The sequence below is a fragment of the Brevibacterium sp. genome (assembly GCF_022712115.1).
GTDB classification, from domain to species: domain Bacteria; phylum Actinomycetota; class Actinomycetes; order Actinomycetales; family Brevibacteriaceae; genus Brevibacterium; species Brevibacterium salitolerans.
In genome coordinates this window covers 1-25,939 of sequence record NZ_JALAHB010000052.1, presented here as the reverse complement: position 1 = coordinate 25,939, position 25,939 = coordinate 1, and the positions used below count along the sequence as shown (strand labels likewise).

Annotated in this window: 20 protein-coding genes; 8 read left to right on the top strand and 12 right to left on the bottom strand. The window is 71.6% G+C overall.

Translation table 11 applies throughout. From position 1 onward, the window contains the following. Positions 1-15: 15 nt before the first annotated feature. The 5 genes from Q0A33_RS03105 to Q0A33_RS03085 are packed head-to-tail and all read right to left on the bottom strand — an operon-like array spanning position 16 to position 5,292. Positions 16-906: an ABC transporter permease gene (locus Q0A33_RS03105; protein ID WP_291792950.1), complete on the bottom strand. Its 891-nt coding sequence runs from the start codon at positions 904-906 to the stop codon at positions 16-18. Beyond that, complete coding sequence (locus Q0A33_RS03100; protein WP_291792947.1) at positions 906-1,850, bottom strand: ABC transporter permease; 945 nt, start codon at positions 1,848-1,850, stop codon at positions 906-908. The genes Q0A33_RS03105 and Q0A33_RS03100 overlap by 1 nt, the downstream gene beginning before the upstream one ends. Next, positions 1,847-2,722, bottom strand: coding sequence for an ABC transporter ATP-binding protein (locus Q0A33_RS03095; protein WP_291792944.1), 876 nt, complete (start codon positions 2,720-2,722; stop codon positions 1,847-1,849). Before Q0A33_RS03095 ends, Q0A33_RS03100 begins: the two co-directional genes overlap by 4 nt. After that, positions 2,719-3,774, bottom strand: a complete 1,056-nt coding sequence (locus tag Q0A33_RS03090; protein ID WP_291792940.1) for an ABC transporter ATP-binding protein — start codon at positions 3,772-3,774, stop codon at positions 2,719-2,721. The genes Q0A33_RS03095 and Q0A33_RS03090 overlap by 4 nt, the downstream gene beginning before the upstream one ends. 6 nt (positions 3,775-3,780) lie before the next feature. Then, a complete protein-coding gene (locus tag Q0A33_RS03085; RefSeq protein ID WP_291792937.1) occupies positions 3,781-5,292 on the bottom strand; it encodes an ABC transporter substrate-binding protein in 1,512 nt (503 codons plus the stop codon). 265 nt (positions 5,293-5,557) lie between these two features. Between Q0A33_RS03085 and Q0A33_RS03080 the strand changes: the two genes are divergently transcribed. Beyond that, a complete protein-coding gene (locus Q0A33_RS03080) occupies positions 5,558-6,982 on the top strand; it encodes a TIGR00366 family protein (protein WP_291792934.1) in 1,425 nt (474 codons plus the stop codon). A 71-nt stretch (positions 6,983-7,053) separates the two neighbouring features. On the opposite strand, the gene Q0A33_RS03075 is transcribed toward Q0A33_RS03080, so the two are convergent. The 3 genes from Q0A33_RS03075 to Q0A33_RS03065 form a co-directional block, all read right to left on the bottom strand. Further along, positions 7,054-12,489, bottom strand: coding sequence for a DEAD/DEAH box helicase (locus tag Q0A33_RS03075; RefSeq protein ID WP_291792932.1), 5,436 nt, complete (start codon positions 12,487-12,489; stop codon positions 7,054-7,056). 112 nt (positions 12,490-12,601) lie between these two features. Next, positions 12,602-14,386, bottom strand: a complete 1,785-nt coding sequence (locus Q0A33_RS03070; RefSeq protein WP_291792930.1) for a hydantoinase B/oxoprolinase family protein — start codon at positions 14,384-14,386, stop codon at positions 12,602-12,604. Further along, complete coding sequence (locus Q0A33_RS03065) at positions 14,383-16,668, bottom strand: hydantoinase/oxoprolinase family protein (RefSeq protein WP_291792926.1); 2,286 nt, start codon at positions 16,666-16,668, stop codon at positions 14,383-14,385. The genes Q0A33_RS03070 and Q0A33_RS03065 overlap by 4 nt, the downstream gene beginning before the upstream one ends. A gap of 176 nt (positions 16,669-16,844) precedes the next feature. Here Q0A33_RS03065 and Q0A33_RS03060 point away from each other — a divergent pair, with 176 nt between their 5' ends. Both Q0A33_RS03060 and Q0A33_RS03055 read left to right on the top strand, forming a co-directional pair. After that, positions 16,845-17,525 carry a GntR family transcriptional regulator gene (locus Q0A33_RS03060; protein WP_291792923.1) on the top strand — a complete coding sequence of 227 codons (681 nt, stop codon included), beginning with the start codon at positions 16,845-16,847 and terminating at the stop codon, positions 17,523-17,525. An 85-nt stretch (positions 17,526-17,610) separates the two neighbouring features. Continuing rightward, positions 17,611-18,939, top strand: coding sequence for an MFS transporter (locus Q0A33_RS03055; protein ID WP_291792922.1), 1,329 nt, complete (start codon positions 17,611-17,613; stop codon positions 18,937-18,939). A gap of 153 nt (positions 18,940-19,092) precedes the next feature. Here Q0A33_RS03055 and Q0A33_RS03050 read toward each other — a convergent pair whose 3' ends face one another. Both Q0A33_RS03050 and Q0A33_RS03045 read right to left on the bottom strand, forming a co-directional pair. Beyond that, positions 19,093-20,055, bottom strand: coding sequence for a hypothetical protein (locus Q0A33_RS03050; RefSeq protein ID WP_291792920.1), 963 nt, complete (start codon positions 20,053-20,055; stop codon positions 19,093-19,095). After that, complete coding sequence (locus Q0A33_RS03045) at positions 20,052-20,399, bottom strand: PadR family transcriptional regulator (protein WP_291792916.1); 348 nt, start codon at positions 20,397-20,399, stop codon at positions 20,052-20,054. Before Q0A33_RS03045 ends, Q0A33_RS03050 begins: the two co-directional genes overlap by 4 nt. A 118-nt stretch (positions 20,400-20,517) precedes the next feature. Here Q0A33_RS03045 and Q0A33_RS03040 point away from each other — a divergent pair, with 118 nt between their 5' ends. From Q0A33_RS03040 to Q0A33_RS03020, 5 genes are read left to right on the top strand one after another with little or no spacing between them, the layout of a single operon-like run. Further along, positions 20,518-21,390, top strand: coding sequence for a DUF1707 domain-containing protein (locus tag Q0A33_RS03040; RefSeq protein ID WP_291792913.1), 873 nt, complete (start codon positions 20,518-20,520; stop codon positions 21,388-21,390). Next, complete coding sequence (locus tag Q0A33_RS03035; RefSeq protein ID WP_291792910.1) at positions 21,387-22,244, top strand: DUF1707 domain-containing protein; 858 nt, start codon at positions 21,387-21,389, stop codon at positions 22,242-22,244. Before Q0A33_RS03040 ends, Q0A33_RS03035 begins: the two co-directional genes overlap by 4 nt. A gap of 46 nt (positions 22,245-22,290) precedes the next feature. Beyond that, positions 22,291-23,187 (top strand): DUF1707 domain-containing protein, encoded by an 897-nt coding sequence (locus Q0A33_RS03030; protein ID WP_291792906.1) that lies wholly within the window; start codon positions 22,291-22,293, stop codon positions 23,185-23,187. Continuing rightward, positions 23,184-23,459, top strand: a complete 276-nt coding sequence (locus Q0A33_RS03025) for a hypothetical protein (RefSeq protein WP_291792903.1) — start codon at positions 23,184-23,186, stop codon at positions 23,457-23,459. The genes Q0A33_RS03030 and Q0A33_RS03025 overlap by 4 nt, the downstream gene beginning before the upstream one ends. Continuing rightward, on the top strand, positions 23,456-23,881 hold the full coding sequence (locus Q0A33_RS03020; RefSeq protein ID WP_291792900.1) for a hypothetical protein: 426 nt from the start codon (positions 23,456-23,458) through the stop codon (positions 23,879-23,881). The genes Q0A33_RS03025 and Q0A33_RS03020 overlap by 4 nt, the downstream gene beginning before the upstream one ends. 129 nt (positions 23,882-24,010) lie before the next feature. Here Q0A33_RS03020 and Q0A33_RS03015 read toward each other — a convergent pair whose 3' ends face one another. Further along, positions 24,011-24,544 (bottom strand): type 1 glutamine amidotransferase domain-containing protein, encoded by a 534-nt coding sequence (locus Q0A33_RS03015; RefSeq protein ID WP_291792897.1) that lies wholly within the window; start codon positions 24,542-24,544, stop codon positions 24,011-24,013. Positions 24,545-24,742: 198 nt separating this feature from the next. After that, complete coding sequence (locus Q0A33_RS03010) at positions 24,743-25,678, bottom strand: cation diffusion facilitator family transporter (RefSeq protein WP_291792893.1); 936 nt, start codon at positions 25,676-25,678, stop codon at positions 24,743-24,745. Between the last annotated feature and the right edge of the window lie 261 nt (positions 25,679-25,939).

Below are 25,939 nucleotides of genomic sequence, written 5' to 3'. Positions count from 1 at the left end.
GCCGCCGGTACGCGCTCACTTGCGCCGTTTGGGGTCCAACCACTCCTGGAACTCGTCGGCCATGATGTTCGCGGCGAACACCATGAGTGCGATCGCGATGCCGGGGACCAGGATCGCCAGCGGCGCCTGGCTCATGAAGGAGTAGGCGCGGGAGAGGACCGCGCCCCAGGAGGAGCCGGGCGCCTGCACACCCAGCTGCAGGAAGCTCAGGCTGGCCTCCGCGAGCATCGCGAGTCCGAAGACGATCGAGGTCTGCACGATGACCGGCTGGATCATGTTGGGCACGATGTGGGGGAGGATGATCCCACGGAGACCCCGGGCGCCGAACGAGCGGGCAGCCTCCACATAGGTCATGGTCTTCACGCTCAGCGTCTGGGCACGCGCCAGCCGCGCGATGGCCGGCGAGAGCACCACGCCCACCGCGAGCATGGCGTTGAACAGCCCGATCCCCATGGACGCGGTCACCCCGATCGCCAGGACGATGGCGGGGAAGGCGAGGAGGGCGTCGACCACCCGCATGAGGCAGGTGTCGACCCAGCCGCCCAGATAGCCGGCGGCGATTCCCACCGGCAGACCCAGCCCCAGCGCCACGACGACGGCGAAGAGCGAGGCGGCGATGGTGGCCTGTCCGCCGGCGATCATCCGGGAGAGGACGTCCCTGCCGAGGTCGTCCGTGCCCAGCCAGTGCTCCCAGCTGGGACCGGCGAAGACGGTGGTGAGATCCTGCGCGTCCGGATCGTAGGGAGTGAGCCAGCGGCCGGCGAGCAGCAGTACGAGCGCCGCGAGCAGGATCACGATGCTGGCGGCCCGGGCGATGCGCGGCCGCCGGAGGCGGGGACGGCCGGAGGGCCGGCCGGCGTCAGCGGCGGCACCGGCGGTGGGTGCGGAATGCGTCATAGCGGTCATCAGCGGATCCTCGGATCGATCACACGGTAGAAGATGTCAACGACGAGGTTGGTGAAGATCACCAGCAGCGCCATCACGAGCACGACTCCCTGGACGATCAGGTACTCGCGCTGGTTGGTGGAGGTGACGATGAGCGTGCCGAGCCCGGAGAGGCCGAACACGGTCTCGACGACGACCGAGGCGGACAGCAGGCGGGAGATCTGCAGGCCCACGATCGTGAGGAAGGGGAGGCTCGAGTTCTTCAGGGAGTGCACCCACAGGATGCGACGCCAGCTGAGTCCCTTGGCCTTGTGCGTGCGCACGTGATCGCTGGTGAGGTCCTCGACCATGGCGCTGCGCACCTGCCTGCAGATCTCCGCGCCGCCCACCAGGCCCAGGGCGATCGCTGGGAGGATCGCGGCGCGGATCGCACCCAGCGGGTCCGCGGTGAACAGCGGACCGCCGGGCCCGGGCAGCCAGCCGAGCGCCACGCTGAAGACGAGGATGAGGACCATGCCCAGCCAGAAGTTGGGGATGGCGAGCCCCAGCGTCGCAGCGGTCGTGAGGAACCGGTCGAGGCGCCCGCCGGAGCGCGAGGCGGAGATGATGCCGGTGGGCAGGCCGATGAGGACCGCGACGACGAGGCCCATGGTCGTGAGGATCAGGGTGACGGGGAGGCGCTCGAGGATGAGCCCGGCCACACCCTGCCCGGTCATGAACGACACGCCGAGGTCACCGGTGAGGACGCCTCCCACCCAGGACAGGTACTGCATGGGCAGGGAGAGGTCGAGGCCGAGCTCCGTGCGGATCTCCGCGAGCCGCTCCGGGGTGGCGTACTCCCCGGCGATCGCGTTCGCGGGATCTCCGGGGATGAGGCGGATGAGGAAGAAGACGATGAGGGTGGCGAGGACGAGGGTGGGGATCGTCGAGGCGACCCGGGTGAGGACGAGGGATGCGTACTTCATGCGCGTGCCTCCTGCGAGCCGTCGCCGTGCGCAGAGCTGCCGTTCAGCGCCCGGCCGGAAGCACCCACGGTGAGCTGGGAGGCGAGCAGCTTCTCGGTGTACTCGTGCCGGGGTGCGCGGGTCACCTCGGCCGTGGGTCCGGTCTCCACCGTCTTCCCCAGGTGCATGACGTGGAGCTGCTCGCTGATGTGGGCCACGACGGAGAGGTCGTGGCTGATGAAGACGAGCGCCAGATCGAACTGCTCACGGAGGTCGTCGAGCAGGTTGAGGATCTCCGCCTGCAGCGCCACGTCGAGGGCTGCGACGGACTCGTCGCAGATGAGCACCTGCGGATCGACGATGAGCGCCCGGGCGATGCAGGCGCGCTGCTTCTGGCCGCCGCTGAGCTGATGGGGGAATCGCTGCGCCTGGTCCATCCGCAGCCCCACCTGGGTGAGCAGGGCCTCCGCCCTGGCCTCCCGCTCCGCACGGCTGCCGATGCCCAGGACCTTCAGCGGCTCCATGACGCTGGAGAGGATGCGCCTGCGCGGGTCGAGCGCGCTGTGCGGATCCTGGAAGATCATCTGCGCGGTGGTGCGGAACCTGCGGCGATCCGCGGCGGAGAGCCTCCGGATGTCCTTGCCCTCCCACAGGATCTCGCCCGCGGTGACCGGGGCGAGGCCCAGCAGGGCGCGGGCGAGCGTGGACTTGCCGGAGCCGGATTCGCCGATGAGCCCGATCGAGGCGCGGGCGGGGACGTCGATGTCCACGCCGGAGACGGCCGTGACGGTGTGATTGCGCTTGATCCTGAACTCCACGGTCACGTTCCGCGCGGAGAAGATGGGGCGGGCCGCTGTCTCCGCCGTGGGCGAGGTGTGTGCTCCCTGGGTCATCGCGACTCCTTTCCGAGGCCGCCGACCACCGCGGCGGGCGAATCGGCGTGTGCGAGTGCGGTGAGGTCGTCGGCGATCGCGTCGACGCGGATGCAGCGTGCGGCACGGTCGTCCGCCTGCTCGGCCGCGGTCTGCAGCGGCGGGTGCGCTGTGCGGCACTCGTCCGCGACGAAGGCGCAGCGGTCCGCGAACCAGCAGCCGGACGGCTCCGTCCCCGGCACCGGGACGCGGCCGGGGATCGACATGAGGCGGTGCCCGCGCCGGGAGGGCAGCGGCAGCGCTCCCAGCAGCGCCGCCGTATAGGGGTGCCGGGGTGCGGAGAGCACCTCGCCGACCGCTCCCGTCTCCACGATCTCGCCGGCGTACATGGTGGCCATCCGGTCGCACAGCTGGCTCACGACGCCGAGGTCGTGGGTGATGAAGAGGACGGCCGTGCCCGTCGCGGTGCAGGCCTCGCGGATGAGCCGGAGCAGCTGGAGCTGGACCGTGGCGTCCACCGCGGTGGTCGGTTCGTCCGCGATGAGGAGCTCGGGCCCGCAGATGAGGGCGAGGGCGATGACCACGCGCTGGCGCATGCCGCCGGAGAGCTCGTGCGGATAGGCGTGGAAGCGGGCGGCGGGGTCCACGATGCCCACGGCGTCGAGCATCTCGACCGAACGCCGCCTCGCCTCGCGCACACTGACCTGCTGGTGAGCGCGGAGGGTCTCGACGAGCTGGCTGCCGATCGTGAAGACGGGATCCAGCGCCGTCATCGGCTCCTGGAAGACCATCGACATGCGCGCGCCGCGCAGCGAACGGTCCACGCCGCCGCCGTGCAGGATCTCCTCGCCCTGCAGCCGCACGGAGCCGGCCGTACGCGCGGTGCGCGGGTCGAGCAGCCCCATGATCGACAGGGCGGTGACGGACTTGCCGCTGCCGCTCTCACCCACCAGTCCGAACACCTCGCCCGGGGCGATGCCGAAGCTCACCCCCTTGACGATGGGCGCGACGCTGTCCGGGTCCTTGGGGTCCGCGAAGGACACTGCGAGGTCATCGACTTCGAGCAGATCCATCGGTCCTCACCCCACCTCTCTGATGTCGGTGAACTTGGGCTTGCCCAGCAGATTGGGCTGATAGCCCTCCACCTGGTTCGCATAGGCGACGATGGTGTCCTCGAAGACCAGCGGGACGAAGGTGGCGTTCTTAAACGCCGCGCGGCCGGCCTCCTTGAGCTCCTCCGCACGGGCTTCGTCGCTGTCCTGCTCGTGCGACCTGTCGACCGCCTCCTCGAGTCCCGGCGTGGCGACGCCGCCGGTGTTGTAGTAGCCGGCCTCGGCGAGGAGCTGCGCATACGTCTGCGCGGGGTCCGGCCGTCCGGTCCAGGCGGACAGGAGTGCGGGTGCACGGTTCTCGTCGAAGAACTCGGTGGTGGACTGCACCAGCTCCCGCGGCTGCATGTCGACCTGCAGGCCGATGTCCTCGTAGGCGTAGCGGATGATCTCCGAACGGCGGACGGTGTTCGCATCGTTGGGCAGGAGGATGGAGATCTCCGCGCCCTCCGCCCCGGCCTCGCGGATGAGTTCGCGTGCGCGCTCCGGGTCGTGCGGATACTGCTCCTCGCCCTCGACCGAGGCCCAGTGCTCCTCGGGGAAGTACGTGCTGGCGGGCCGGGCGTAGCCGAAGTACCCCACCTCGGCCATCTGCTCGCGGTCGACGGCGATGTTGAGCGCCTCCCGCACACGTGTGTCCGCGAGCAGCTCGTCGGAGAGGTCCAGATAGATCAGCGGCACGCGGATGCTGGGATCCGACTGCACCGTGATCGCCTCGTTGAGGGCCAGGCCCTCGGCATCGCCGGGGCCCACCTGGTAGGAGAAGTCGACCTGGTTGGTGATGAGGGAGTCCACGCGGGTCTTGGGATCCGTGAGCACGCGGTAGGTCATCCGGGGAGAGGCGTAGACCTCCTCGTTCCAGTAGTCGTCGTTGGCGACGTACTCCACCGCGCTGCCGCGCTTCCACTCCTTGAGCTCCCAGGGGCCCGTTCCCACCGGTGCCGATGCGAGCGCGTCCGGGTCCTCGAGCGAGGTGGGGGAGACCATCATGCCCGCACGGTCGGCGAAGATGAGGGGGAGCGCGAGGTCCGGCTCCGCCAGCTCCACGCGCACCGTGCGCGGGTCGACGGCCTCGACCGCGCTGATCGAGCCGAGCTCGGACTGCAGGTTGGAGCCCTCGGAGCGCGAGCGGTCCAGGTTGGCCTTCACGGCCTCCGCGTCCAGCGGCTCCCCGTCATGGAAGGTGACGCCCTCCCGGAGGGTGAGCACGAGGGTGTTCTGGTCCTCGTACTCCCACGATTCGGCGAGGCCCGGGCGGGGTTCGGTGGTCTCCGGATCGAAGCTCAGCAGGGTGTCGAAGACGGGGTAGAGGAATATGTGGTCGTTCCCGGAGTTGCCCGTGGCGGGGTCGAAGGACGAGACGTCACCGGGGACGGCGATGAGCAGCTCGCTCAGGCGGTCCTCGGCGGAGCCCAGTGACGAACAGGCGGTGAGCGCGAGGCAGCCGCATGCTGCGAGCCCGCGTGCGAGCAGTGATTTCATGGATCTCCTTGGCGTCATTGCCGTGGTGGAGATCACAGTAGTGAGGCGTTGACGCATGTGTCAACGGTGAATTGACGCGAATGTCAGGGATGGGTCGGAGGCCCGGCGGGGCCGCGGTGGTGGGTAGGGTGTGTCACACACGTCTGCCCTCGCCGGCGACGCGGTCCGCCCGGCGGCGCGGGCAGGTGAGGTTCCTCCTGATGGCCTCCGGCGACGATGCCGGAGACGAACCGGCGACGATGCCGGAGATGAAAGGACTGCTCCCGTGCTTCGAGTGATAGCCCGCCCGGTCGTCTACCTCGTGGAGAGGTGGCTTCCCGGCCCCCTCATCCTCGCGATCGTCCTCACCGTCATCGCCGCGGTGGCCGCCCTGACCATGACGGACACGACGCCCGGCGAACTGGTGATGGGATGGGGCGAGGGACTGATCGGACTCCTCGCGTTCATGACGCAGGTCTGCCTCGTGCTGCTGCTGGGCTACACCCTGGCGAACACGCGTCCCGTGCACCGCCTGCTCGTCCGCATCGCCGGGCTGCCCAAGACGCCTGCCGCGGCCTACGGCTTCGTGACCGTCGTGGCCGGGCTCGCCTCCCTCATCAGCTTCGGCCTGGGCCTGGTGGTGGGCGGTGTGATGGCGGTCGAGGTGGCGCGTGCGGCCAGGCAGCGAGGGATGAAGCTCCACTACCCGCTGCTGGTGGCCTCGGGCTACAGCGGCTTCGTCATCTGGCACATGGGGTACTCCGGGTCCGGCCCGCTCAACGCCGCGACGGACGGCGGGGCGTACACGGACCTGCCCGGCGGGCTCATCGAGATCACCCGCACCACCTTCTCCTGGTGGAACATCACGGCCGCCTTCGTCACGCTCGCGGTGGTGACGGTGGCGATGATGCTCATGACCCCCAAGCGGGAGAACGAGATCGTCACGGCTCCGGACGCCATCTTCGCCCTGCCGGGCGGAGGCGGCGGCGGTGCGGGTGCGTCCGCGGACGCGGGGACCGGCACGGGCGGTGACGCCGCCGGTGCGCATGCGCAGACGGGAGAGGTGCGCGACGGCGCGCGCACGCCGGCCGAGTGGATGGAGCACTTCCGGGGCTTCACGGCCCTCCTGGGCGTCTTCTTCGGCATCTACCTGGTCATGCACTTCGGCAGCAACGGCTTCGACCTCAACCTGGACATCGTCAACTGGACCCTGCTCTGCCTCATCCTGCTGCTGGTGGGCAACGCGCGGGAGCTCGCCTCGCTCGTGGCCGAGGGCGGACGCACCGTCAGCGAGGTGCTGCTCCAGTACCCGCTCTACGCCGGGCTCATCGGGATGATGAGCGCGAGCGGACTCACCGTGATCGTGAGTGAGTTCTTCATCGACATCTCCAGCCCCGCGACCCTGGGCTTCTTCGCGTTCCTCGCAGCCGGGGTGCTCAACATGTTCATCCCCTCCGGCGGCGGTCAGTTCGAGGTGATGGCACCGCTCTTCGCGGCACCCGCGGACGCGCTGGGCGTGCAGCAGGAGGTCGTCGTCATGGCGATCGCCTACGGCGACCAGTGGACGAACATGATCCAGCCCTTCTGGGCGATCCCGCTGCTGGCCGTGGCGGGGCTGAAGGTCCGGGAGATCCTCGGCTACACGACCATCACGCTCATCCTCTCCGGGATCACGCTGGGCGGCACGATGCTGCTGGTGGGTGCGGGCTGAGCCGGTCGCACCGGACACATCGCCGGACACCCGGGCATACGTGGGTGGGCAGGCCCGTGTGCGGTGTCCGCTCAGCCGTAGAAGCGCAGCCCGCGGGGTGTGACGGAGAGACCCGCCTCTTTGAGCGCGGACGCCCACGGGTGGCTGAGCGCGGAGCGGCCGTCGATCGTCTCCAGCGTGAAACCGGCCATGCGGGCACGGTGCGCCGCGTCCACGAGGACAGCCGCCGCCCGCTCGGGATGTGCGTATTCCGGTGGGCTCTCCGCCTCAGCGGGGCCGGAGGACGACTCCGGCCCAGGGGAGGCCGCCGCGCCGAGGACGGTGCCCGCCTCCGGGAACGTGAGCATCGACCTCCCTCCGCGGGAGAGCCAGGCGACGAGGCGGCCGTCGTCGATGACGAGGAGTGCCCCGGCAGCCCGGGCGGGCCTGATCGGAGCGCTCTGCGCATGCGGACCCGGGGCAGATGCCGGCCACGGCAGTGCGCGGCCGAAGGGGTTGGCCGGATCCGCCGCCGAGAGGGCGACCGGACCGGGGCTTCCGGACTCGGCGAGCTCCCGCAGCCGGTCCACCGTGGTGTGCTCGGCGAACTGGGCTCCGCCCATCCCCGTGACGAAACGCCCCCGCACGGTGTGTCCGGCGTCCTCGAGTCCGGCGAACACCCGCTGCAGCACGGGGAAGCCGCCGGGCACCTTCTCCGCTTCTGCCGCGGCGCGGGTCACCACGCCGTGACGGTCCAGCAGGGACTCCGCGAAACCCAGCGCCCGTTCCGTGGGGTCCACGGGGTCCGTCCGAGTGAGCGTCCAGCGACCGCGGAGCAGCGGATCCGTCGCCGGCAGCGGGGACCCGTCCGGCTGCGGCCGTCCCGGGGTGCCGTGGTGCGGGTCTGATCCCGGTGCCGAGGCGGGGGACGTCCTGTCCGCGGCGGGAGGAAGTGAGCGATACGACGAGCTGTACGACGCCCCCAGCGGTGAGCCGCGCAGGCCCCTGCCGCGACCTCGGCGAGAGGCAGCAGCGCGCCCGCTCCGGCGTGCGGACGCGGCTGCTCCGCGGCTCGCCGCCCCGGCGGCCGGAACCTCATACGCGGCGCGGACGGGGGAGAAGGAGTCGGAGGTGACGAGCCCGCGCCGGGTCAGGCTCCACAGCGCCGCGCGGAGGCCGGCGGAGGAGACTCCCGCCGCATCCGCATGCAGGGCTCCCGGCGGCGCACTCTCCGTGCGTGTGCTCCCTGCTCCCGCCGCATCCACGCGTGCGGCGATCTCCCCCGCCGTCCATGCTCCGCCGGAGGAGAGTGCGGCGACGACCGCCTCCTCCAGCGTGGTGAATCCGTCATCCTCCTCCGCCGGCAGCGTCTCCTCCCGGAGCTCGGTGAGATGCAGGGACACGAGAGGGTCCCGCTCGGTTCCGGGATCCGGCGGCACTGCGGCGGGGTCCTGCGGCCCGGTGCCGGTCGGTGCGGCGGGTGACCGGGCGGATCGCCGGGCTGCGGAGGGCCGACTGCTCCGGATGGAGCCGGGCGGGCTCGCGGACGCCCAGCCGATCTCGCCGGAGCCGATGAGCTGGTCGAGGAGCTGCGGCGAGTAGTCCGCCACCCGGGCGGGGAGCACCGCCGACTCCCACAGGGATGCCGGCAGGGCGAGGCCGGAGAGCTGTTCGACGACCCGGACGAGTCCGTCCGCGCCGTGGAGCGGCCGCAGGAGGTGCTGTCGTTCGAGGAGCAGGCGGGCGTACGCGGCAGCCGGGACCGGGCGGGTGGCTTCCCTGGCGGCGCGGAGCGCGCGTCTGCGGATGCGGGCGAAGACGTCCGCGTGGACCCAGCCGTCCGGCAGGGCGATGAGGGTGCCTGCCTCGCGGAGGCGGCCGAGGACGGGCTGCACCGTTGCGGTTCCCGTCTGCAGGGCACCGGCGGCATCCGCGGCGGAGAAGAGTCCGCGGGTCCGCGCGAATCTGCGCAGGAGCTCTCCCGCAGGGTCTGCACCGGGGTCGAGGAACTCCACAGGCACATCCCCCGGCACGATGCTCTCGCCCAGGACCGCGCGCAGTCGCCCGGTGTCCTCGACGGCGGCCCACAGGACGTGTGCGTCCGAGCCGTTCGCGGCGGTGGTGGAGGGGGCGGCGCGGTCATCCTGGTCAGGACGGCGGGTCGCACGCAGACGGATCGCACGGCCCGAGGACTCCAAGGACCGGAGCGCGGACAGGGCTGCGGCCCGGTGGTCCTCTGCGGCGGTAGGGGAACCCTCTGCTGCACCACGGTCGCGGCCCTCGGCGTCAGCACCGGGTTCGGTGTCAGGTTCAGCGTCAGCACCGGGTTCGGGCGCAGCACTCGGTTCGGCGGACACGGTGTGTTCGGGTGCAGCCTCGGGCCCGGTGCCGGACTCGGAAGGTGCGGCATGCTCGGTCTCCAGCCGCCGTGCGACCTCGGCCGCCGTCAGCGGCCCCAGCGAACGGAGCAGGTCTGCGACGCCCTCGCTGCCGCGGACACGACGCCCCGGGACCACGCGCTGCAGCTCGGCCTCCACCTCGGCGATGATCTCCGGGTCCAACAGCTCTGCCGCTTCGCCGCGGCCCACGAGGTCCGCCAGCAGCGCCGGGTCCAGAGCGAGCGTGGAGGCGCGGCGTTCGGCCAGCGGACGGTCGCCCTCGTAGAGGAACTCACCCACGTAGCCGAACAGGAGGTCCCCGGCGAACGGCGAGGGCACCTGCGTGCGGACGGCGTGGATCCGGACACCGCCGCTGCGGATCCGGCGCATGAGCTCCTGCAGGCGGGGCAGGTCGTAGACGTCCTGCAGGCACTCGCGGGCGGTCTCGACGAGGATGGGGAAGTCCGGGAACTCCGCGACGGCCTCCAGCAGCTGACCGGCCCGCAGACGCTGCTGCCACAGCGGCGTGCGCCGGCCGGGGTCCCGGCGGGGCAGGAGGAGGGCGCGGGCGGCGCATTCGCGGAACCGCGCGGCGAACAGGGCGGAGCCGCCCACCAGCTGCTCGACCCGGTGCACGAGCGCCTCCGGTTCGAAGGTGAGCGTCTCCGGAGTCACCGGCAGGTCATCGGGCTCGGCCCTCGTCCCGGACCTCGGGTGCGGAATGTGCTCCGTCCCGGTGACCCGCGCCCAGCCTCCGTCCGCCGGCAGGCGTGCGACGATGCCGTCGTCCGCGGCCATGACGGAGGCGTCGCCGCCCAGCTCCCGCAGGCGCTCGCCGATCGCCAGCGCCCACGGTGCGTGCACGCGCCTGCCGTAGGGGGAGTGGAGGACGAGGCGGAGATCGCCGGTCTCCTCCGGGCAGATCTCCAGCAGGAGGTCCGTGTCCGTGGGGACGTGCCCGGTGGCCTGCCGCTGTTCCGCGAAGAACGCACGGAGGTTGGCCTGCACGCGGTCCGTGCCCGAGGCCTCGGGCACCTCGGACTCCTGCTCCCCGGACTCCTGCCTCTCGAACTCGCGGACGAACTCCCCGATGGCCTCGCCCAGCTCCGCAGGCCGCCCGGGCCCCTCGCCGTGCCAGAAGGGCAGGCGGGCGGAGCGGCCCGGTGCGGGCACCACGGTGACTCGGTCCGTGGAGATCTCCTGCACCCTCCAGGAGCCCGCACCGAGAGTGATGATGTCGCCCACGCGCGATTCGTGGACCATCTCCTCGTCGAGCTCACCCACACGCCTGGCGCCGGTGGCTTCCTCCCCCTCCGGCAGCATGACGGAGTACGCACCGCGGTCCGGGATGGTGCCCGCGTTGGTGGTGGCGAGCCGCTGTGCACCGGGGCGCGCGGTGAGGGCGCCGGTCTCCCGGTCCCAGACGATCTGCGGACGCAGGCCCGCGAACTCCTCCGACGACCAGCGCCCGGCGAGCATGCCGAGCACCGATTCGAAGGCCGCACGGGTGAGGTTGCGGAAAGGGTGGCTGCGGCGGACGACGGTGTACCACTCGTCCGCCGTCAGCTCCTCCCGCACGAGGGCGGAGACCGTGTGCTGGGCGAGCACGTCGAGCGGGTTGGCCGGGGGCGAGAGCGGTTCGAGCTCACCGTGCTCCATGCGTTCGACGATGACGGCGGCCTCGAGCAGATCCCGCCGTGTGCGCGGATACACGATGCCGCGGGCGGTGCCTCCCACCTGGTGGTTGGCACGGCCCACCCGCTGCAGGCCGCTGGCGGCGTCCGGGGGAGCGGCGACCTGGACGACGAGGTCCACCTCGCCCATGTCGATGCCGAGCTCCAGGCTGGAGGTCGCCACGACGCAGCACAGCTCGCCGGACTTCAGCTCGTTCTCGACGAGGAGACGCTGCTCCTTGGAGACGGAGCCGTGGTGTGCGCGGGCGATGATCTCCGGAGGGGCCCCGGGCTCGGAGCCCGCAGCAGCTTCAGGTGGATCAGCTGACGGGTGGGGCTGTCGAGGTGCGGGCACGGCGTCCGGCAGCGGGAGCTCGGGGTCTCGTGCGGGAGGAGAGGTGCGGCCGACGGTGGAGCCGTTGGCGGAGTGCAGCACCGGCGCCGGTTGCGCGCCGTGCCGCTCCGCGTGCAGCTCGTTGAGCCGGGCGGTGAGCTTCTCCGCCAGTCCGCGGGAATTGACGAAGACGAGCGTGGAGCGGTGCGCGAGCACGTCGTCGAGGATGCTCGCCTCGATGTGCGGCCAGATCGATCCGGTGCGTTCACGGGCGGAGGCGCTGAGGACGGGTGTGCCGTCCGGGCTCCGGTCAGTGGCACCGCCGGCGATGTCGCCCAGATCCTCGACGGGAACCGCGATGCGCACGTCCGGCACCCGCTGCGCCGGGGGACGCACCACCGTCACGGGTGCCTCGCCGCCCAGGAACGACGCCACCGCGTCCACCGGGCTCACCGTGGCGGAGAGGCCGATCCGCTGCGCCGGGGCGGGCAGCAGCGCGTCGAGACGTGCGAGGGAGAGTGCCAGGTGGGAGCCCCGCTTGGTGCCCGCGACGGAGTGCACCTCGTCGACGATCACGGTGCGCACGCCGCGCAGCGTCTCCGCAGCTCGGGAGGTGAGCATGAGGAAGAGCGACTCCGGGGTGGTGACGAGGATGTCCGGTGGACGGCGGACCAGCCTCGCACGCTCGGCGGCAGGCGTGTCGCCGGTGCGCATCCCCACGGAGATGCCGGAGCGCGGTTCGCCGCGGGCCTCGCGTTCGGCATCGACACCGGCGAGGGGCGCGTCGAGGTTCCTGCGGATGTCCGCGGCGAGGGCCTTGACCGGGGAGACGTAGAGGACGCGGGTGGCGGGTGTGCCGGCGCTGTCCGGGACGGCCTCGGCGGCGGCTGTCTTCTCCTGCGTCAGGTGATCGATGCCGTGGAGGAACGCCGCGAGCGTCTTGCCGGAGCCCGTGGGCGCCACGACGAGGGCGTGCGCCCCGGAGGCGACGGTCTGCCAGGTGCCGCTCTGCACGGGCGTGGGCTGGGAGAAGCGGCGGATGAACCAGTCCCGCGTGGCAGGGGAGAACCCCGCGAGCGCGGCCTGCCCGTCAGGTGTCTGCGGCTCGGTGGCGCGTGGTGCGTGACCGTCTGCTCCTGCCATGCCGCCATTATGTCTGCCGGCACGGACACGGGCCCGCTGCACGGGTCCGCAGCTCGGCCGGGTGCGGTCATCGCTCGGCGTGGAGTCGTCCGGGCCGGCCGGCGCATTCCGCCTACCGGCCGCGCAGCCGGGCGGTCTCCTCCTCGTCCACGGCGTACATGTCCTCGGTCCGCACGATCGCGTCCGCCGGCCCCCGGTACTCGACGGCCACGCCGTAGTGCTCCCGGGCGCTGCGCACGGAGACGTATCCGCCCACCACGTCGCGCAGCACCTCCTCCACCGGTCGGCGGTGCGGATCGCCGTAGCCCCCGCCGCCGGGGAACTGCAGGGCGACTAGCGAATCGTCCTCGAGGAACACCTGCGCCTTGCGCGGCAGCGGTTCGCCCGTGAGCGCATCGGTGAATGAGCCGGCCGCGCCCGCTGCTCCGCCCAGCGCGCCGGGGGCGGGGAAGTCCACGCGGTCCACGTTCGCATTCACGGACCAGGATCCCTTGCCGCTCCGCCGCACCCGGATCTGCTGGCCGAGGCCGCCGCGGTGCGCACCCGGACCTGCGGAGTCCGGCCGCAGCTCCCGCTGCATCTGCACGAGGGGAGTGAGCGTCTCCAGCACCTCCGTGGGAGCCGCGCGCACACCGGTGGGGAACCCGGTGGTGGTGAGCCCGTCCTTCCGCGGCCTGCCGCCGCTGCCGCCGGCGCCGAACGACGTGAGTGTGAAGTGTGCCGCCTTGCTGCCTGCGCTCGCCTCGGCGACAGCGGCCTCGGTGCCGACTCCGCCCTCGCCCACGAGACCGCGCCACACCGTCATCCACAGCGCGTCCGCGCTCGCCGCGGGCAGACCCTCCGGCACCGCCGGGCGCAGCGCCTGGAAGACGAGGCTGGGCAGGAAATGCCCCACGAGGTGCCGCGACGCCACCGGCGCGGGATCCACACAGCCCAGTACGCTGCCCTCCGGCGCCGTCGTGGTCACGGGGCGGAAGGAGCCCTCGTTGTGAGGCACCTCGGGCGCGAGGGCTGCCTTGATCGCGAAGGAGGTGTAGGCGCGGGTGTAGTTGAGCACCACATTCACGCCGTACCGGGACTGGGGCGAGGAGCCGGCGTAGTCGATCCCGATCTGCTCGCCGTCGACGGTCACCGTCACCGCCAGCAGCAGCGACTCGCCGCCGAACCCGTCCACCTCCATCGCCGCGGAGTACCGGCCGTCGGCCAGCTGCGCGATCCGCTCCCGCAGCGCCCGCTCCGAGCGGTCCATGATCTCCGCGGCCACGGAGTCGATCTCCTCCAGCCCGTGCTCGTCCATGAGCGCGAACAGGCTCCGCGCCCCCACCTGGTTGGAGGCGACCTGCGCGTAGATGTCGCCCATCGTCTCGTCCGGCGTGCGCACATTGGTGCGGATGAGCTGCTCCAGCGTGGTGTCCGGACCCGCCGCGGTCCGCAGCTTCATGAGGGGGATCCGCAGGCCCTCCTCGTACACCTCGCGCGCCTCCGCGGAGAGGATCCGGCCGCCGATGTCCGGCGAATGGCAGCAGCTGGCGAACCACGCCACCAGACGCCCCTCGCGGAAGAACGGGGTGGCGATCGTGATGTCGTTGATCTGGCCCGCCGTCATCCACGGGTCGTTGGTGATGAGCACGTCGCCGTCGGCCAGCTCGCTGTGGGGGAACCGCGCGGCGATGTGCTCCATGCCGGTCGCCATCGCATTGATGTGGCCCGGGGTGCCGGAGCGCGACTGCCCGATCATCCGTCCCCGCGAGTCGAACACCGCGCACGCGAGGTCGTAGGACTCACGCACCACCGGGCTGAACGCGGTGCTGATGAGCGCGGACTGCTGCTCGTCGAGGATCGAGTGCAGGCGGTTGGCCACCAGTCCCACGACCACCGGATCGGCTGCGCGGTTCATGCTTCCTCCTCTGCTGTGGACGTGCCGGCTGCGGCCGTCGCTGCTGTGTCCGTTCCGGCCGTGCCCGTCCCGGCTGTGCCGGCTGCGGCCGCGAACGTCACGCGGACCGTCTGGTCCGCGCCCATCCGGCAGTGTGCGCCGGGTGGGACGAACAGGGTCGACTCGGTCTCCTCGATGAGCGCGGGTCCCTGCGTCTCGAAGCCCTCCGGCAGGCGGAGGCGGGCGTAGACGGGCACCTCCCGGCGGCCGGCCTCGGGCCCGAGGCAGACCGAACGGTGGCCGATGAGCGGGCCGGACGCATCCGGGCCCGCACCGGTGGGGGTGCCGGCCTCGGTCGTCGCTGGTTCCGCCGCTCCCGCCGGAACGGGGGCACTGGCCGCGGCCTGTCCTGCCTCATCGCCGTTCGCGCCCTCGAAGCGCAGGGGCTGGTCCGGCTCCGGACCAGAGGCGCGCACCCGCCAGTTGAGCACCTCGATCCCCACGCCGTGCGGCGCCACCTCGCCGAACCGCTGGGTGTACACCCTGCGGAAGGCCTCCTCGAGCACCTCGGCGGTGGGGTCCGCGCCCTCCGCCAGCGGCACCTCCACCTCCGCGCCCTGACCGGCGAAGCGCATGTCCGCGGAGCGCTCGCAGTGCACCTGCGCTCCCGGCACCCCGGAGGCGAGCAGCAGTGCACGGGCCTCGTCCTCCAGCTCGCGGAAGGCGGCCTCGGCGGTGGTCTCGATGCCCGGCCGGACCACGGCGAAGCGGGAGCGGACCACGTCGATGGACGGCGGCGCGGAGAGGAAGCCCAGCGTGCTGAGCACTCCGGCGGCCGGCGGCGCGAGGAACGACGGGGAGCCCAGCGCCTGGGCCACGCCCGGGCCGTGGAGGGGGCCGTTGCCGCCGGAGACGAACACCGGCAGCCGGTCCACCTCTCGCCCCCGCTCGATGGCGTGGACGCGGGCGGCGTCGGCCATGTTCGCGTTGACGGTGGCGTGGATGCCCCAGGCGGCCTCGTCGACGGAGACGCCCAGCGGCTCCGCGATCTGCGTGCGCACCGCGCTCACCGCCGCCTCCCTGTCCAGCGGCATCCGCCCGCCCAGGAAGCTCGCGGGGTCCAGCAGCCCCAGGACGAGGTCCGCGTCCGTGACGGTCACCTGCGTGCCGCCCTGCCCGTAGCAGACCGGCCCGGGCTCCGAGCCCGCGGAGTCCGGGCCCACCGTGATGAGCCCCAGCGAGTTCACCCGGGCGATGGACCCGCCGCCCGCCCCGATCTCGATCATGTCGATGACGGGAGCCCGCACGGGGAGGCCGGAGCCGGGCTTGAGCTTGTGCGAGCGGCCCACCTCGAAGGTGTGGGCGAGCAGCGGGCGGCCGTCCTCGATCATGCAGAGCTTGGCGGTGGTGCCGCCCATGTCGAACGCGAGGAGATCCGCGTCGCCGGCTTCCCTGCCGAACGCGATGGCACCCAGCGCCCCGCCGGCCGGCCCGGATTCCAGCATGCGGATGGGGAAGCGCTGGGCCACCTCGATCGCCGTGACGCCGCCGTTCGAGAGCATGATCATCGGGGCGTCCTGCACTCCGATCCGGGTGAGGCCGGCGGCGAGCTCCGCCAGATAGTCCTCGACGACGCCCTGCACGTAGACGTTGGCCAGCGTGGTGGAGAAGCGCTCGTACTCGCGCACCTCCGGGTTGATGTCGCTGGAGAGCGCCACTCGCATGCCGGGCGCGGTCTCCTCGACGAGACGGCGTGCGCGCTGTTCGTGCTCCGGGTTGACGTGGGAGTGGAGGAAGCAGATCGCGACGGCCTCGACGCCGGCCGCCGCGAGCTCCTGCACGGCTCGCACCAGGAAGTCCTCATCCAAGGGCACGGCGACCGCGCCCGAGGCCAGGGTGCGTTCCGGCACCCCGATCCGCAGGTTGCGCGGCACCAGGGGCACCGGCATCTCGATGTCCAGGTCGTAGAGGTCGTAGCGGTGCTCGCGGCCCATCTCCACCACGTCGCGGAATCCCTCCGTGGTGAGGAGCGCGGTGCGGGCGCCGCGCCTCTCGATGAGCGCGTTCGTCACGAGGGTGGTGCCGTGGACCAGCCACTCCACCCGGGCGGGGTCGAGGGAATGGGCGGCGAGGACCTGCGCGAGGGAGCTCACCACGCCGTCCGCGGGGTTCCCGTGGGTGGTGAGCACCTTGCCGATCGCCACGATCCCGCTTGCGTCCAGGACGGAGATGTCCGTGAAGGTGCCGCCGATGTCCACGCCCACCCGGAGCGGGGAGACGTCCGTGGTTTCCCTGTTCTGCATGCGCCCTCCGGATGTGCGGTCCTGCGTGTCTGTGAACTGTTTCACGTTCATGGTGTCTGATCGTCGGACGATCTGCAAGGAGTCTGTGGGGAAGGGCGGCGTGCGCCGTCGGGACGGCCTCCGCCGTCGGAGGGAGCCGGCGGACTGCGGTGTGGCGGGTCGTCTAGGTTGGTGGTGTGAGTGCAGTCGAGGAGCGGGTCCACAGTGCGGCCAATCGGGTGGCGGGTGAGATCCGAAGCAGGATCGTCAGCGGGGCGGTGCAGCCCGGGGTCAAGCTGCCGGAGGAGGGGGTGCGCGCTGACCTGGGCGTCTCCCGCAGCACGCTGAGGGAGGGCCTGCAGCTGCTGGTGCGCGAGAGGCTGGTGGTCCACGAGCTCAGCCGCGGCTTCTTCGTCCGCGTGCTCGGCCGTGACGACGTCGCCGATCTCTTCGCGGTGCGCGAGGTCGTGGAGTGCGGTGCGCTCGCGGCGGCCGGTCACGGGGGAGGCGGCGCCACGAGTGGCATCGCCTGGCTGGCGGACCTTGAGGCGGGCATCGAGGCCGGGCGCAGGGCGGCCGCGCGGCAGGACTGGCAGGGGGTGGCCGCGGCGAGCATCGAGTTCCACCATGCACTCGTCGCACTGGCGGGATCCCCGCGGCTGGACGCGATGATCGCGCAGATCCTCGCGGAGTTCCGCCTCGCCTACGCGCACATGGATGAGCCGCTGGACTTCCACCTCCCGTTCCTGGAGCGGCACCGGGTGCTCGTGGACCTGCTCGCGGACGGGGCGGTGAGTGCGGCCTCCGAGTATCTGCGCACCTATCTCGCGCAGTCTCGTGCCGCTCTCCTGGAACGGGTTCCGGTCTCCCCGCACTGAGGACCCTTGATTTCGTCCGACGATCTGCGTAGCGTGACGCGGAGCACATCATTCCGTGTCCCCGCCGCAGCCGAGGAGCGAATCCATGGCCCCCGACACGCCCGCGACCTCCGATGCCTCAGCTCCGCCTCCGTCTCCCGCGCTCGTGCGCCGTGCGACCGTCGGCGCCTCCGTCGGCAGCGTCGTCGAATGGTTCGACGTGGCGCTCTACGGCTACCTCGCGGTCGTGATCGGCGAGGTCTTCTTCGAGTCCTCGAGTCCCACCGCCGCACTGCTGAGCTCGTTCGCCGTCTTCGGCTCCGCCTTCATCGTGCGGCCGCTCGGCGGGATCGTCTTCGGTGCGATCGGAGACAGGATCGGCCGGCGGAAGGTGCTCGCCGCGGTCATCCTCACCGCCTCGGGCGCCACCTTCCTCATCGGTCTGCTGCCCGGCTATGCCACGATCGGGATCCTCGCGCCCGTGCTGCTGGTGATCCTGCGGCTGGTGCAGGGCTTCTCCGCGGGAGGGGAGATGGGCGGTGCCTCGGCCTTCGTCGCGGAGTACGCGCCCAGGGAGAGGCGGGGCTACCTCGTGAGCTTCGTGGAGATGGGGTGCATCCTCGGCTTCCTGCTGGGCGCCTCGACGGTGCTCGTGATGAATGCGGTGCTGAGTGAGTCGCAGATGCACGAGTGGGGCTGGCGGATCCCGTTCCTCGTCGCAGGCCCGCTGGGTGCGGTGGGCCTCTACATCCGCTCGCGGCTGGAGGAGACCCCGGAGTTCACGGCGCTGCGGGCGCAGGGGCGCGTGCGGAAGAACCCGCTCAAGGAGACCCTGGTCCGGCACTGGAGGGCCGTGCTCATCGTCGCCGGGTTCGCGCTCTTCCAGAACGTCGCGATCTACGTGATCCTCACCTACGTGCCCACCCACCTTTCGGTGACGCTGGGGTTCAGCGCGCTCCTCGGCTCCGTCTCCGCCGTCGTCATGATGGCCGTGCTGTGCGCGCTCATTCCCGTGACCGGACTGCTCTCCGACCGGGTGGGACGCCGGCCGGTGCTGCTCTTCTCCTGCGTGACCTCGCTCCTGCTGGGCGTGCCGCTGTTCCTCGGGATGCAGACGGGCAGCGCCGTCCTCGCCGTCGCCTGCCACGTGCTGCTCGGCATCCTGCTGAGCTTCTTCCTGGGTCCGGTCCTCGCCGCGGCGAACGAGCTCTTCTCGACGGACGTGCGCTACGGCGGGTTCTCCCTGGGATACAACGTCTCCGTCTCGCTCTTCGGAGGGACCGCGCCCTTCGTCGTGACGCTGCTCGTCGCGGAGACGGGCTTCGCGGCGTCCCCCGGCATCTACCTCGCGGCGGCCGCGGTGGTCACGGGCATCGTCGTCCTCTCGGTGAGGGAGACCGCGCCGGCGCGAGCGCGCGGGCCGCAGCTGAGCTGAGGCCCGCGCCTGTGACCGGACGCAGCCGCCCACATAGGCATGGGCGGCTGCGCGCATTCCGGGGCACAGGAAACCCGAGGGCCCGGGAACTCGTCCGGACACCCATGCATACGCGGGTGTCCGGACGCGTTCGCGGTCGTCGCCGTGTCGTCGTCAGCAGCGGCGCTGGGAGCGCAGCGCCCGGAGGGTCGCGATGAGGTCCCAGGCGAAGATGACCCACACGCCTGCGAGCGTGAGCAGCTGCGTGTCGAAGAGGCCGTCGCCGTCCAGGGCAGGGTGCAGGACCGGCTGGGTGAGCAGCGCGACCGTGAGGAATGCCGTGAGCACCGCATCGACCGCGATGCCGGTGAACGCATTCGCCGGTGTGAGCCGAGCCTGCACGGCCTTCCATGCCTCCGTGACCGCGAGCAGTGCCAGCAGCGCCCAGTAGCCGGCCAGCCACCCCGCCCCCAGTTCTGGATTGACGAAGGTCTCGCCGTTGTTGAGGTGCCCCACGTAGAGGAACGTCGTGGGGACGAACGGCAGTGCGGCGAGGAGCGCCAGGAGGACCAGGCTCACGGTCGCATCCGCGCGCACGGTGGAACCCGACGGCGCCCTGCCCTGCAGCATCTCGACGGTCCACTTCCTGCGGTTGCCCGGGGCGGCCTCGGGCGCGGTGGTCCGCTCGACGACCGCCAGCAGGAGGGTGACGGCGGCGAACGCGGTCAGCACTGCCCCGATGGCCTCTCCCAGGGTCGCGCCGATGAGCCCGCCGAGGTGCGGCTCTGGTTCCGTCGCCGCGTAGACGACGCCGTTCGCCACCAGTGCGCACACGCCAGCGAGCGGCAGGATCCAGCGGACGCACCAGAGGAACACGGGGTACCAGTCCGGGCCGATGAGATGCTGCGGCGTCCGTGCGTACTCGCGTGCGAGCCGCGCGGGATCTCCCAGCTCCTCGAGGACCTCGCGCTCGACGGCCGCATGCTCCGGCTCGTCGTGGTCCGGCCCCGCCTGCTCCAGGCGGGCCTCGACCATCTCCTCGATCATCGCCGCGACCTCGCGGGCGATCTCCTCCCTGCCGGCCTCCGGCACCCGTGCCGCGACGGCATCCGTGTAAGCGGTGGTGAGCGTACTCATGACTGCGCGTCCTTCCAGAGGGCGGTGAGGCTCGCGGTGAGGGCGAGCCAGTCGTCGCGGAGGGTCTGCGCGACCTGTGCGCCGTCCTCCGTGAGGGTGTAGTACTTCCGCGGCCGGGCTTCCTCCGTGTTCCATTCGGCCGCGAGCAGGCCCTGCTTCTCCAGGCGGCGGAGAAGCGGGTAGAGGGTGTTGGCCTCCACGTGGAGGCCGGACTCCTCCAGGCTGCTCAGCAGTGAGTAGCCGTACTGCGGGCGCCTGCATGCGACGAGGCTCGCGAGGACGACGGTGCCCCTGCGGATCTCCTGCAGGTGCGTGGCGAGGGCCTCGGGCTCGGAGGTGCTCATATCTCACACGATACTGTGTGAGACACAGTAATGCAATGGGCGCTGTATGCGCGGCTCCGGCGGATGCCCCGGGCCGGCCTCGGTGCGGTGCATTCTCCGAGCGGTGCAGAATACTGGTATGGCCCAGCCCCGTGTCACCGACAGACCCTCCTTCACGCAGCGCGACGCCTACCGCGACGTGCTCTCCCGCGGATACGCCGAGGGGCGGCTCGACGATGAGGAGTTCGAGGCCCGGCTCACCCGCATGGGCAGGTGCGAGACGCTCAAGGGGCTGGAGGCGCAGATCTCCGGCCTGCCTCGCGGCGGTCTGCCCGTGCCGCAGGGTGCGCGGGTCGCTCCGGGCGAGGCCGGCCGCGGACCTCGGAGAGTGCGCTGGGGGCGTGTGTTCACCGCAGCTGCGGCCGTGGGGATCGTGGGCGGTGTGCTCGCCGGCAACGGCGGGACGCTCCTCCCCTCATCGTCCGGCGACGACGCCGGTGAGATCCCCGAGTCCGCCGGTGAGTCGGAAGAGGACCCCGTCCTCGACAGGGCGGCCGTGCTCCGCGGCCTCGAGGCGCTGAGCGAGGAGAGCACGGAGGTCTCCGACGTCTCCCTGTATCCGGGATACGCCTCCGCCCAGGTGGCTGTCGGCGGCAACCGGTACGACGACCTCCTCCTCTACGACGGGCGCGAGCCGGAGTCCAGCCCCGGCGGCACCTACGAACCGGGCACGCGCGACGCGCTCGTGTTCGACGTCCATCAGCTCGACCCGGAACTGGTCGCACGCATGGTCGAGTCCGCGCCGGAGGTGTACGAGGAGACGACGGGCATGGCGGGCGTGGCGCCGGAGTCCGTCTGGGCGCGGGTCGATTCGTCCGGCTCCCGGTACGTGGGAGTGGACATGTCGCGTCCCCTCATCGAGGTGCGCATGGCCGCCAACGACTACGGCGAGGGCGGCGGTTCGGTGGTCTGGTCCGCGGACGGCGGCGCGCTCGTGAAGGTGGGCGAGTGAGGGCGGGCGGCGCGCGGAGCGGTCTCCGGCCCTCCCGCAGCGAGAAGGCGCGCTACACGGATGCGCTGGCGGCCGCCATGGCGGAGGGCCGGCTCACGGACGCCCTCTACGAGGAGCGGCTGGCCGCTGCGGAGCAGGCCGTGAGCTTCGCGGAGCTCGAGGCGCTCGTGGCGGATGTGCCGTTCGACTCGGCTGATCCGCGGGAGCGCCGGCGCGGCGGCGGGGCGGCGGCGCTCGCGGGTGCGCTCGCGGTCGTGCTGCTGTCCGGCGGTGCCGCGTTCGGCCTCGTGAGGGCGGTCGCCGGTGGGGACGACGTGCCCGAGGCCGTGGCCGAGGCCGGCACCCAGGGCGGCGGTGACGGCACCGGCGAGGACGCCGGCGGGGCAGAGGCCGATCCGCTCGAGCTCGATCTCCATCTGGACACCGTTCCCGCGATGGAGGACGGCAGTGTGCCCGCCGCGATCGAGGCGGCACAGGAGGCGGGTCTCGTCGACATCGACAGGGTCACCCTCAACGACGGGTTCACCTACGTCGACGGTCGTGACGGGGAGGGCGAGTACTTCTCCCTGTCCGTGCAGCCCGACCGTCTGCCCACCCTCAGCGAGGGCTCGGAGTGGCGGGGGGTCTTCCTGGACCTCGACGCAGTGGACTTCGACCTCGACGAGGTCGTCAGCCGTGCGCGCGAATACGATCCGAGTGCGGGTGAGGCCGTCCGCTCCGTCATGGTCTACAGGGGCACCGGCGGCCCTGCCGACAGCGGCGAGGACGGCACTCTCGTGGACGTGGACTTCGAGGAGTCCGATGAGCCCTTCGGCGTGACGATGCGCCTGAGCGACCTCGAACGGGTGGAGTGAGTGGTTCCGTGGAGCGGGTGCGGCCCGCCTGGGGCAGAATGTGCCGGTGCTCTCCCCACGTGCCGCCGACCGCCCTTCGACCGTCCAGCGCGAGGAGTACCGGACGGTGCTCGCCGAGGGCTTCGCGGTCGGCCGTCTGGACCGTGCTGAGTTCGACAGGCGGCTGAGTCTGGCGGCGGAGGCGGCGACGCTGCAGGACCTCGAGCGGCTGATCGCGGATCTGCCGTGCGGCGAGGTCCCGGTGCCGGTGCGGCCGGCGGCGGGTGCGGAGCGGAGCGCGCAGGCATCGGGGCCGCCGCGCTGGAAGGTCGCCTGCGGCATCGCGGCGGTGGCGGGCGCAGTGCCGGGCGTGTTTCTCGCCGCGGCGAACGGATACCTCGCCGAGGACTACGCGACGCGGGCCGTGGAACGTGCCGAGCTGGACGAGGCCGGGCTCCTGGGCACACTCGCCGCGAACTACCCGGACGCGGAGCTGGACGCGGAGACGATCCGCACCGGGCTGGCGGCGTTCGAGGAGCAGGGGGAGGCGGCCTCGGAGATCGTGATCAGGGCGGCGCACGTCGCCGGCGAGATCCCGGTGGGCGGGAACCGCTTCGACAACGTCTCCATCCGCCCAGACGGCAGCAGCGCGACCTGGCCCGGAGGGACGTACCGGCCCGAGGACGGGGAGCGTCTGCAGTTCGACGTCATCGCGCTGGACGCGGACCTCATCGCCCGCATGCTCGAGGTGGCGCCGGTGGTCTTCGCGGAGGAGACCGGGCAGGTGCCGGAAGCGGCCTATGTGAAGGTCTCAGCCTCGTTCCGCAGTGATGCGGTCCTGGGAACTGACCCGGATTCTCCCCGTGTCATGGTGGCCATGCACGGACCGGAATCCGGCAGGGGCGGCGGATGGGTCTCCTGGACCGCGGACGGGCAGACACTCCCGGAAGTGTTTGCACCATGAGCCGAGGTCTGCTCCACCGTCTGCTCCTGGGTCTCGCCCCGTGGGTCGCGGCTCTGGTGACGATGTCCGCGACCTTCGCAGGTCTGAAGGCGGTGGCGGAGTGGCGGGCGTCCACAGCCGTCGCCGCGGCAGAGGAGCGGACCGCGGAGGAGCGTGCGCTGCGGGAGGCGCAGGTCGGAGAGGCGGCGGACGGCGAAGGCTACTGGGGCCCGTCTATGCCGCAGCGCAGGAAGCGGGCATCGACCTCGCTCTCGACGGGGTCGAACCGATGACCGAGGACACCGTGCCCAGCCTTCTCCGGGCGCTGCGGGACACGGAAGTGGACCCTGCCGAGGAGATCCGGCTCGATGCCGAAAGCTCCATCGTCACGGGGCGTGAGGCGGGCGGAAGCGTCCGGGAGCTGTGGTTCGAGGCCGACAGCGCACCCCGTGTGTCAGAGGCTGCGGGCCATCGCCGAAGCTCCGGAGCCCATCTCGACCTGGAGAGCCTGGAGCACTTCAGTCTGGAAGACGTGGTGGCACAGGCTCGGGAGTACGAGCCGGGCGCGGGCCTGGGCATCAGCTCCGTGCGGATCTACGGCGGAACCGGCGATGTCGAGACCCACGGTGAGTTCGGCAGTCTCGTGGACGTGAGCTTCGAAGGTTCGTACTCGGCCGTGACGATGCGCCTGGACGACCTCGAACGGCTGGACTGAGCGGGCGGCGGACACGCGCCTGCAGCGGGCATCTGCAGCGGGCGGCGGCAGTGGTGCTCGCAACGGGCGGCGGGGATGAGGGCCCGCCATCTGCGCCGGGTCCGGAGGCGGGCTCCTCAGGTCAGCCGTTCAGCTCAGGGCGCGGAGGATCTCACGGTTGAAGGCCTCGAGGTCGCCGGGGTTGCGGGAGGTGATGAGGTTGCCGTCCACCACGACCTCGCTGTCCTCCCAGCGGGCTCCGGCGTTGAGCATGTCCACCTTGATGCTGCCCACCGAGGTGAGCCGGCGTCCTGAGGCGAGCCCGGCCTCGGCGAGGATCCACGGCGCGTGGCAGATGGCGGCGACGGTCTTGTCCTGGTCGAAGAACTCCCTCACCAGCCGGACCGCGTCCGGATCCGTGCGGAGGGCGTCCGCGTTGAGCGTGCCGCCGGGCAGGACGAGCGCGTCGTAGTCCGCTGCCGAGGCGCCGGCCACCGGCGCGTCGACCGTGAAGGTGTCCGCGTGCTCCCAGTCGCCCTGTATGGCCTGCAACGACCCCTCTGCGGGTGAGACCAGCGTGGTGGTGGCGCCTGCCTCGTCGAGTGCGGCGCGGGGACTGGTGAGTTCGACCTGCTCCACCCCTCGGGTGAGGAGGAACGCGATCTTCCTGTCGGTGATGCTCATGTCGACTCCTTCGCGGATGGGGTGCGATGTGCTGGTGGGACAACACCGGGCCGCCGTCACCCTATTCCGGCAGGGAAGGCTGTTTCTGTGAGGGGTGCGGAGACCCGTTCTGCGCGTGGTGCGGAGACGCGGAGACGCGGACCTGCGGGCATGCGGGCGCGCAGGCTGCGCGTGGAGGGAGTGCGCCGCTGCCGAGGCTCACGAGTGCGGCAGGGGCTCCTCGGTAGAGCAGTCGGAGGGTTCGAGCTGGAAGGTGCAGTGCTCGATCCGCTCGGCGAAGTGCTCTCTCACGCACGCGCGCAGCTCGTCGAGGACGACCCTCGTGTGCCCGGAGGTGAGGCAGGCGGGGTGCACCTCCACGTGCGCGGTGAGCACGGGCAGGCCGGTGCCGATGGTCGACACGTGCAGATCGTGGACCTCGTCGACGTGGGCGTTCTCCAGCAGGTGTGAGCGGAGGTCCTCGAGGTCGATCCCGCGCGGCACCGCCTCCATGAGGATGCGCACGGAGCTGAGCAGGATGACCACCGCGCGGGGCACGATCAGCCCGGCGATGAGGAGGCCGGCGAGGGTGTCCACCGGCGTCCAGCCGGTCGTGGCGATGACGACGGCGCTCACGATGACCGCGACGGAGCCCAGGGCGTCGTTGAGGACTTCGAGGAAGGCCGCTCTGAGGTTGAGGTTCGCGTTCCGACCGCCGGCGAGCACGCAGAGCGAGGCGATGTTGCCCGCCAGCCCGATCAGGCCGAACACCAGCAGGCCCTGGGCCGGGACCTCGGGCGGGGCGAGGAGGCGGGAGATCCCCTCGACGAGCGCGTACACGCCCACTGCCATGAGCAGGAGGGACTGCGCGGAGGCGGCCAGGACCTCGGCCCTCTTCATGCCCCAGGTGTGCCTGGCGGTGGTGGGGCGCAGCATGAGGGAGGCGGCGATGAGTGCGAGGAGCAGGCCGCCGGCATCCGTGAGCATGTGCGCGGTGTCGACCAGCAGTGCGAGGGAACCGGTGATCACGGAGCCCACGAGCTGAGCGAGCATGATGGCCGCGGTGATCGCGAAGGCGATCGCGAGGCGCCTCCTGCTGGCGCCCGCGCCGTGGGAGTGCGGGGTGCCGGGGGCGTGGTCGTGCGGGTGACTCATGGTGCGTCTCCGATCTGTCTGCGCACCTCTAATATAAACACATATGCATATGTTTGTCTGTGGCGTGTGTCACGGATGTGGAGTGATCGCTTCCCCGGCCGGCGCTGCGGGGCTGGCCAGGGAAGCGATCGCGCGACCGGAGGCGGTGACGGCAGTCTCGAGTCGGGTCAGTGCTTCGTGGGCAGGGGGAGGAGTGTGAGGACCCCCAGGACGAGCGAGCCCACGAGGAAGCCCAGCACCATGGAGCACAGCGTGTTCGCC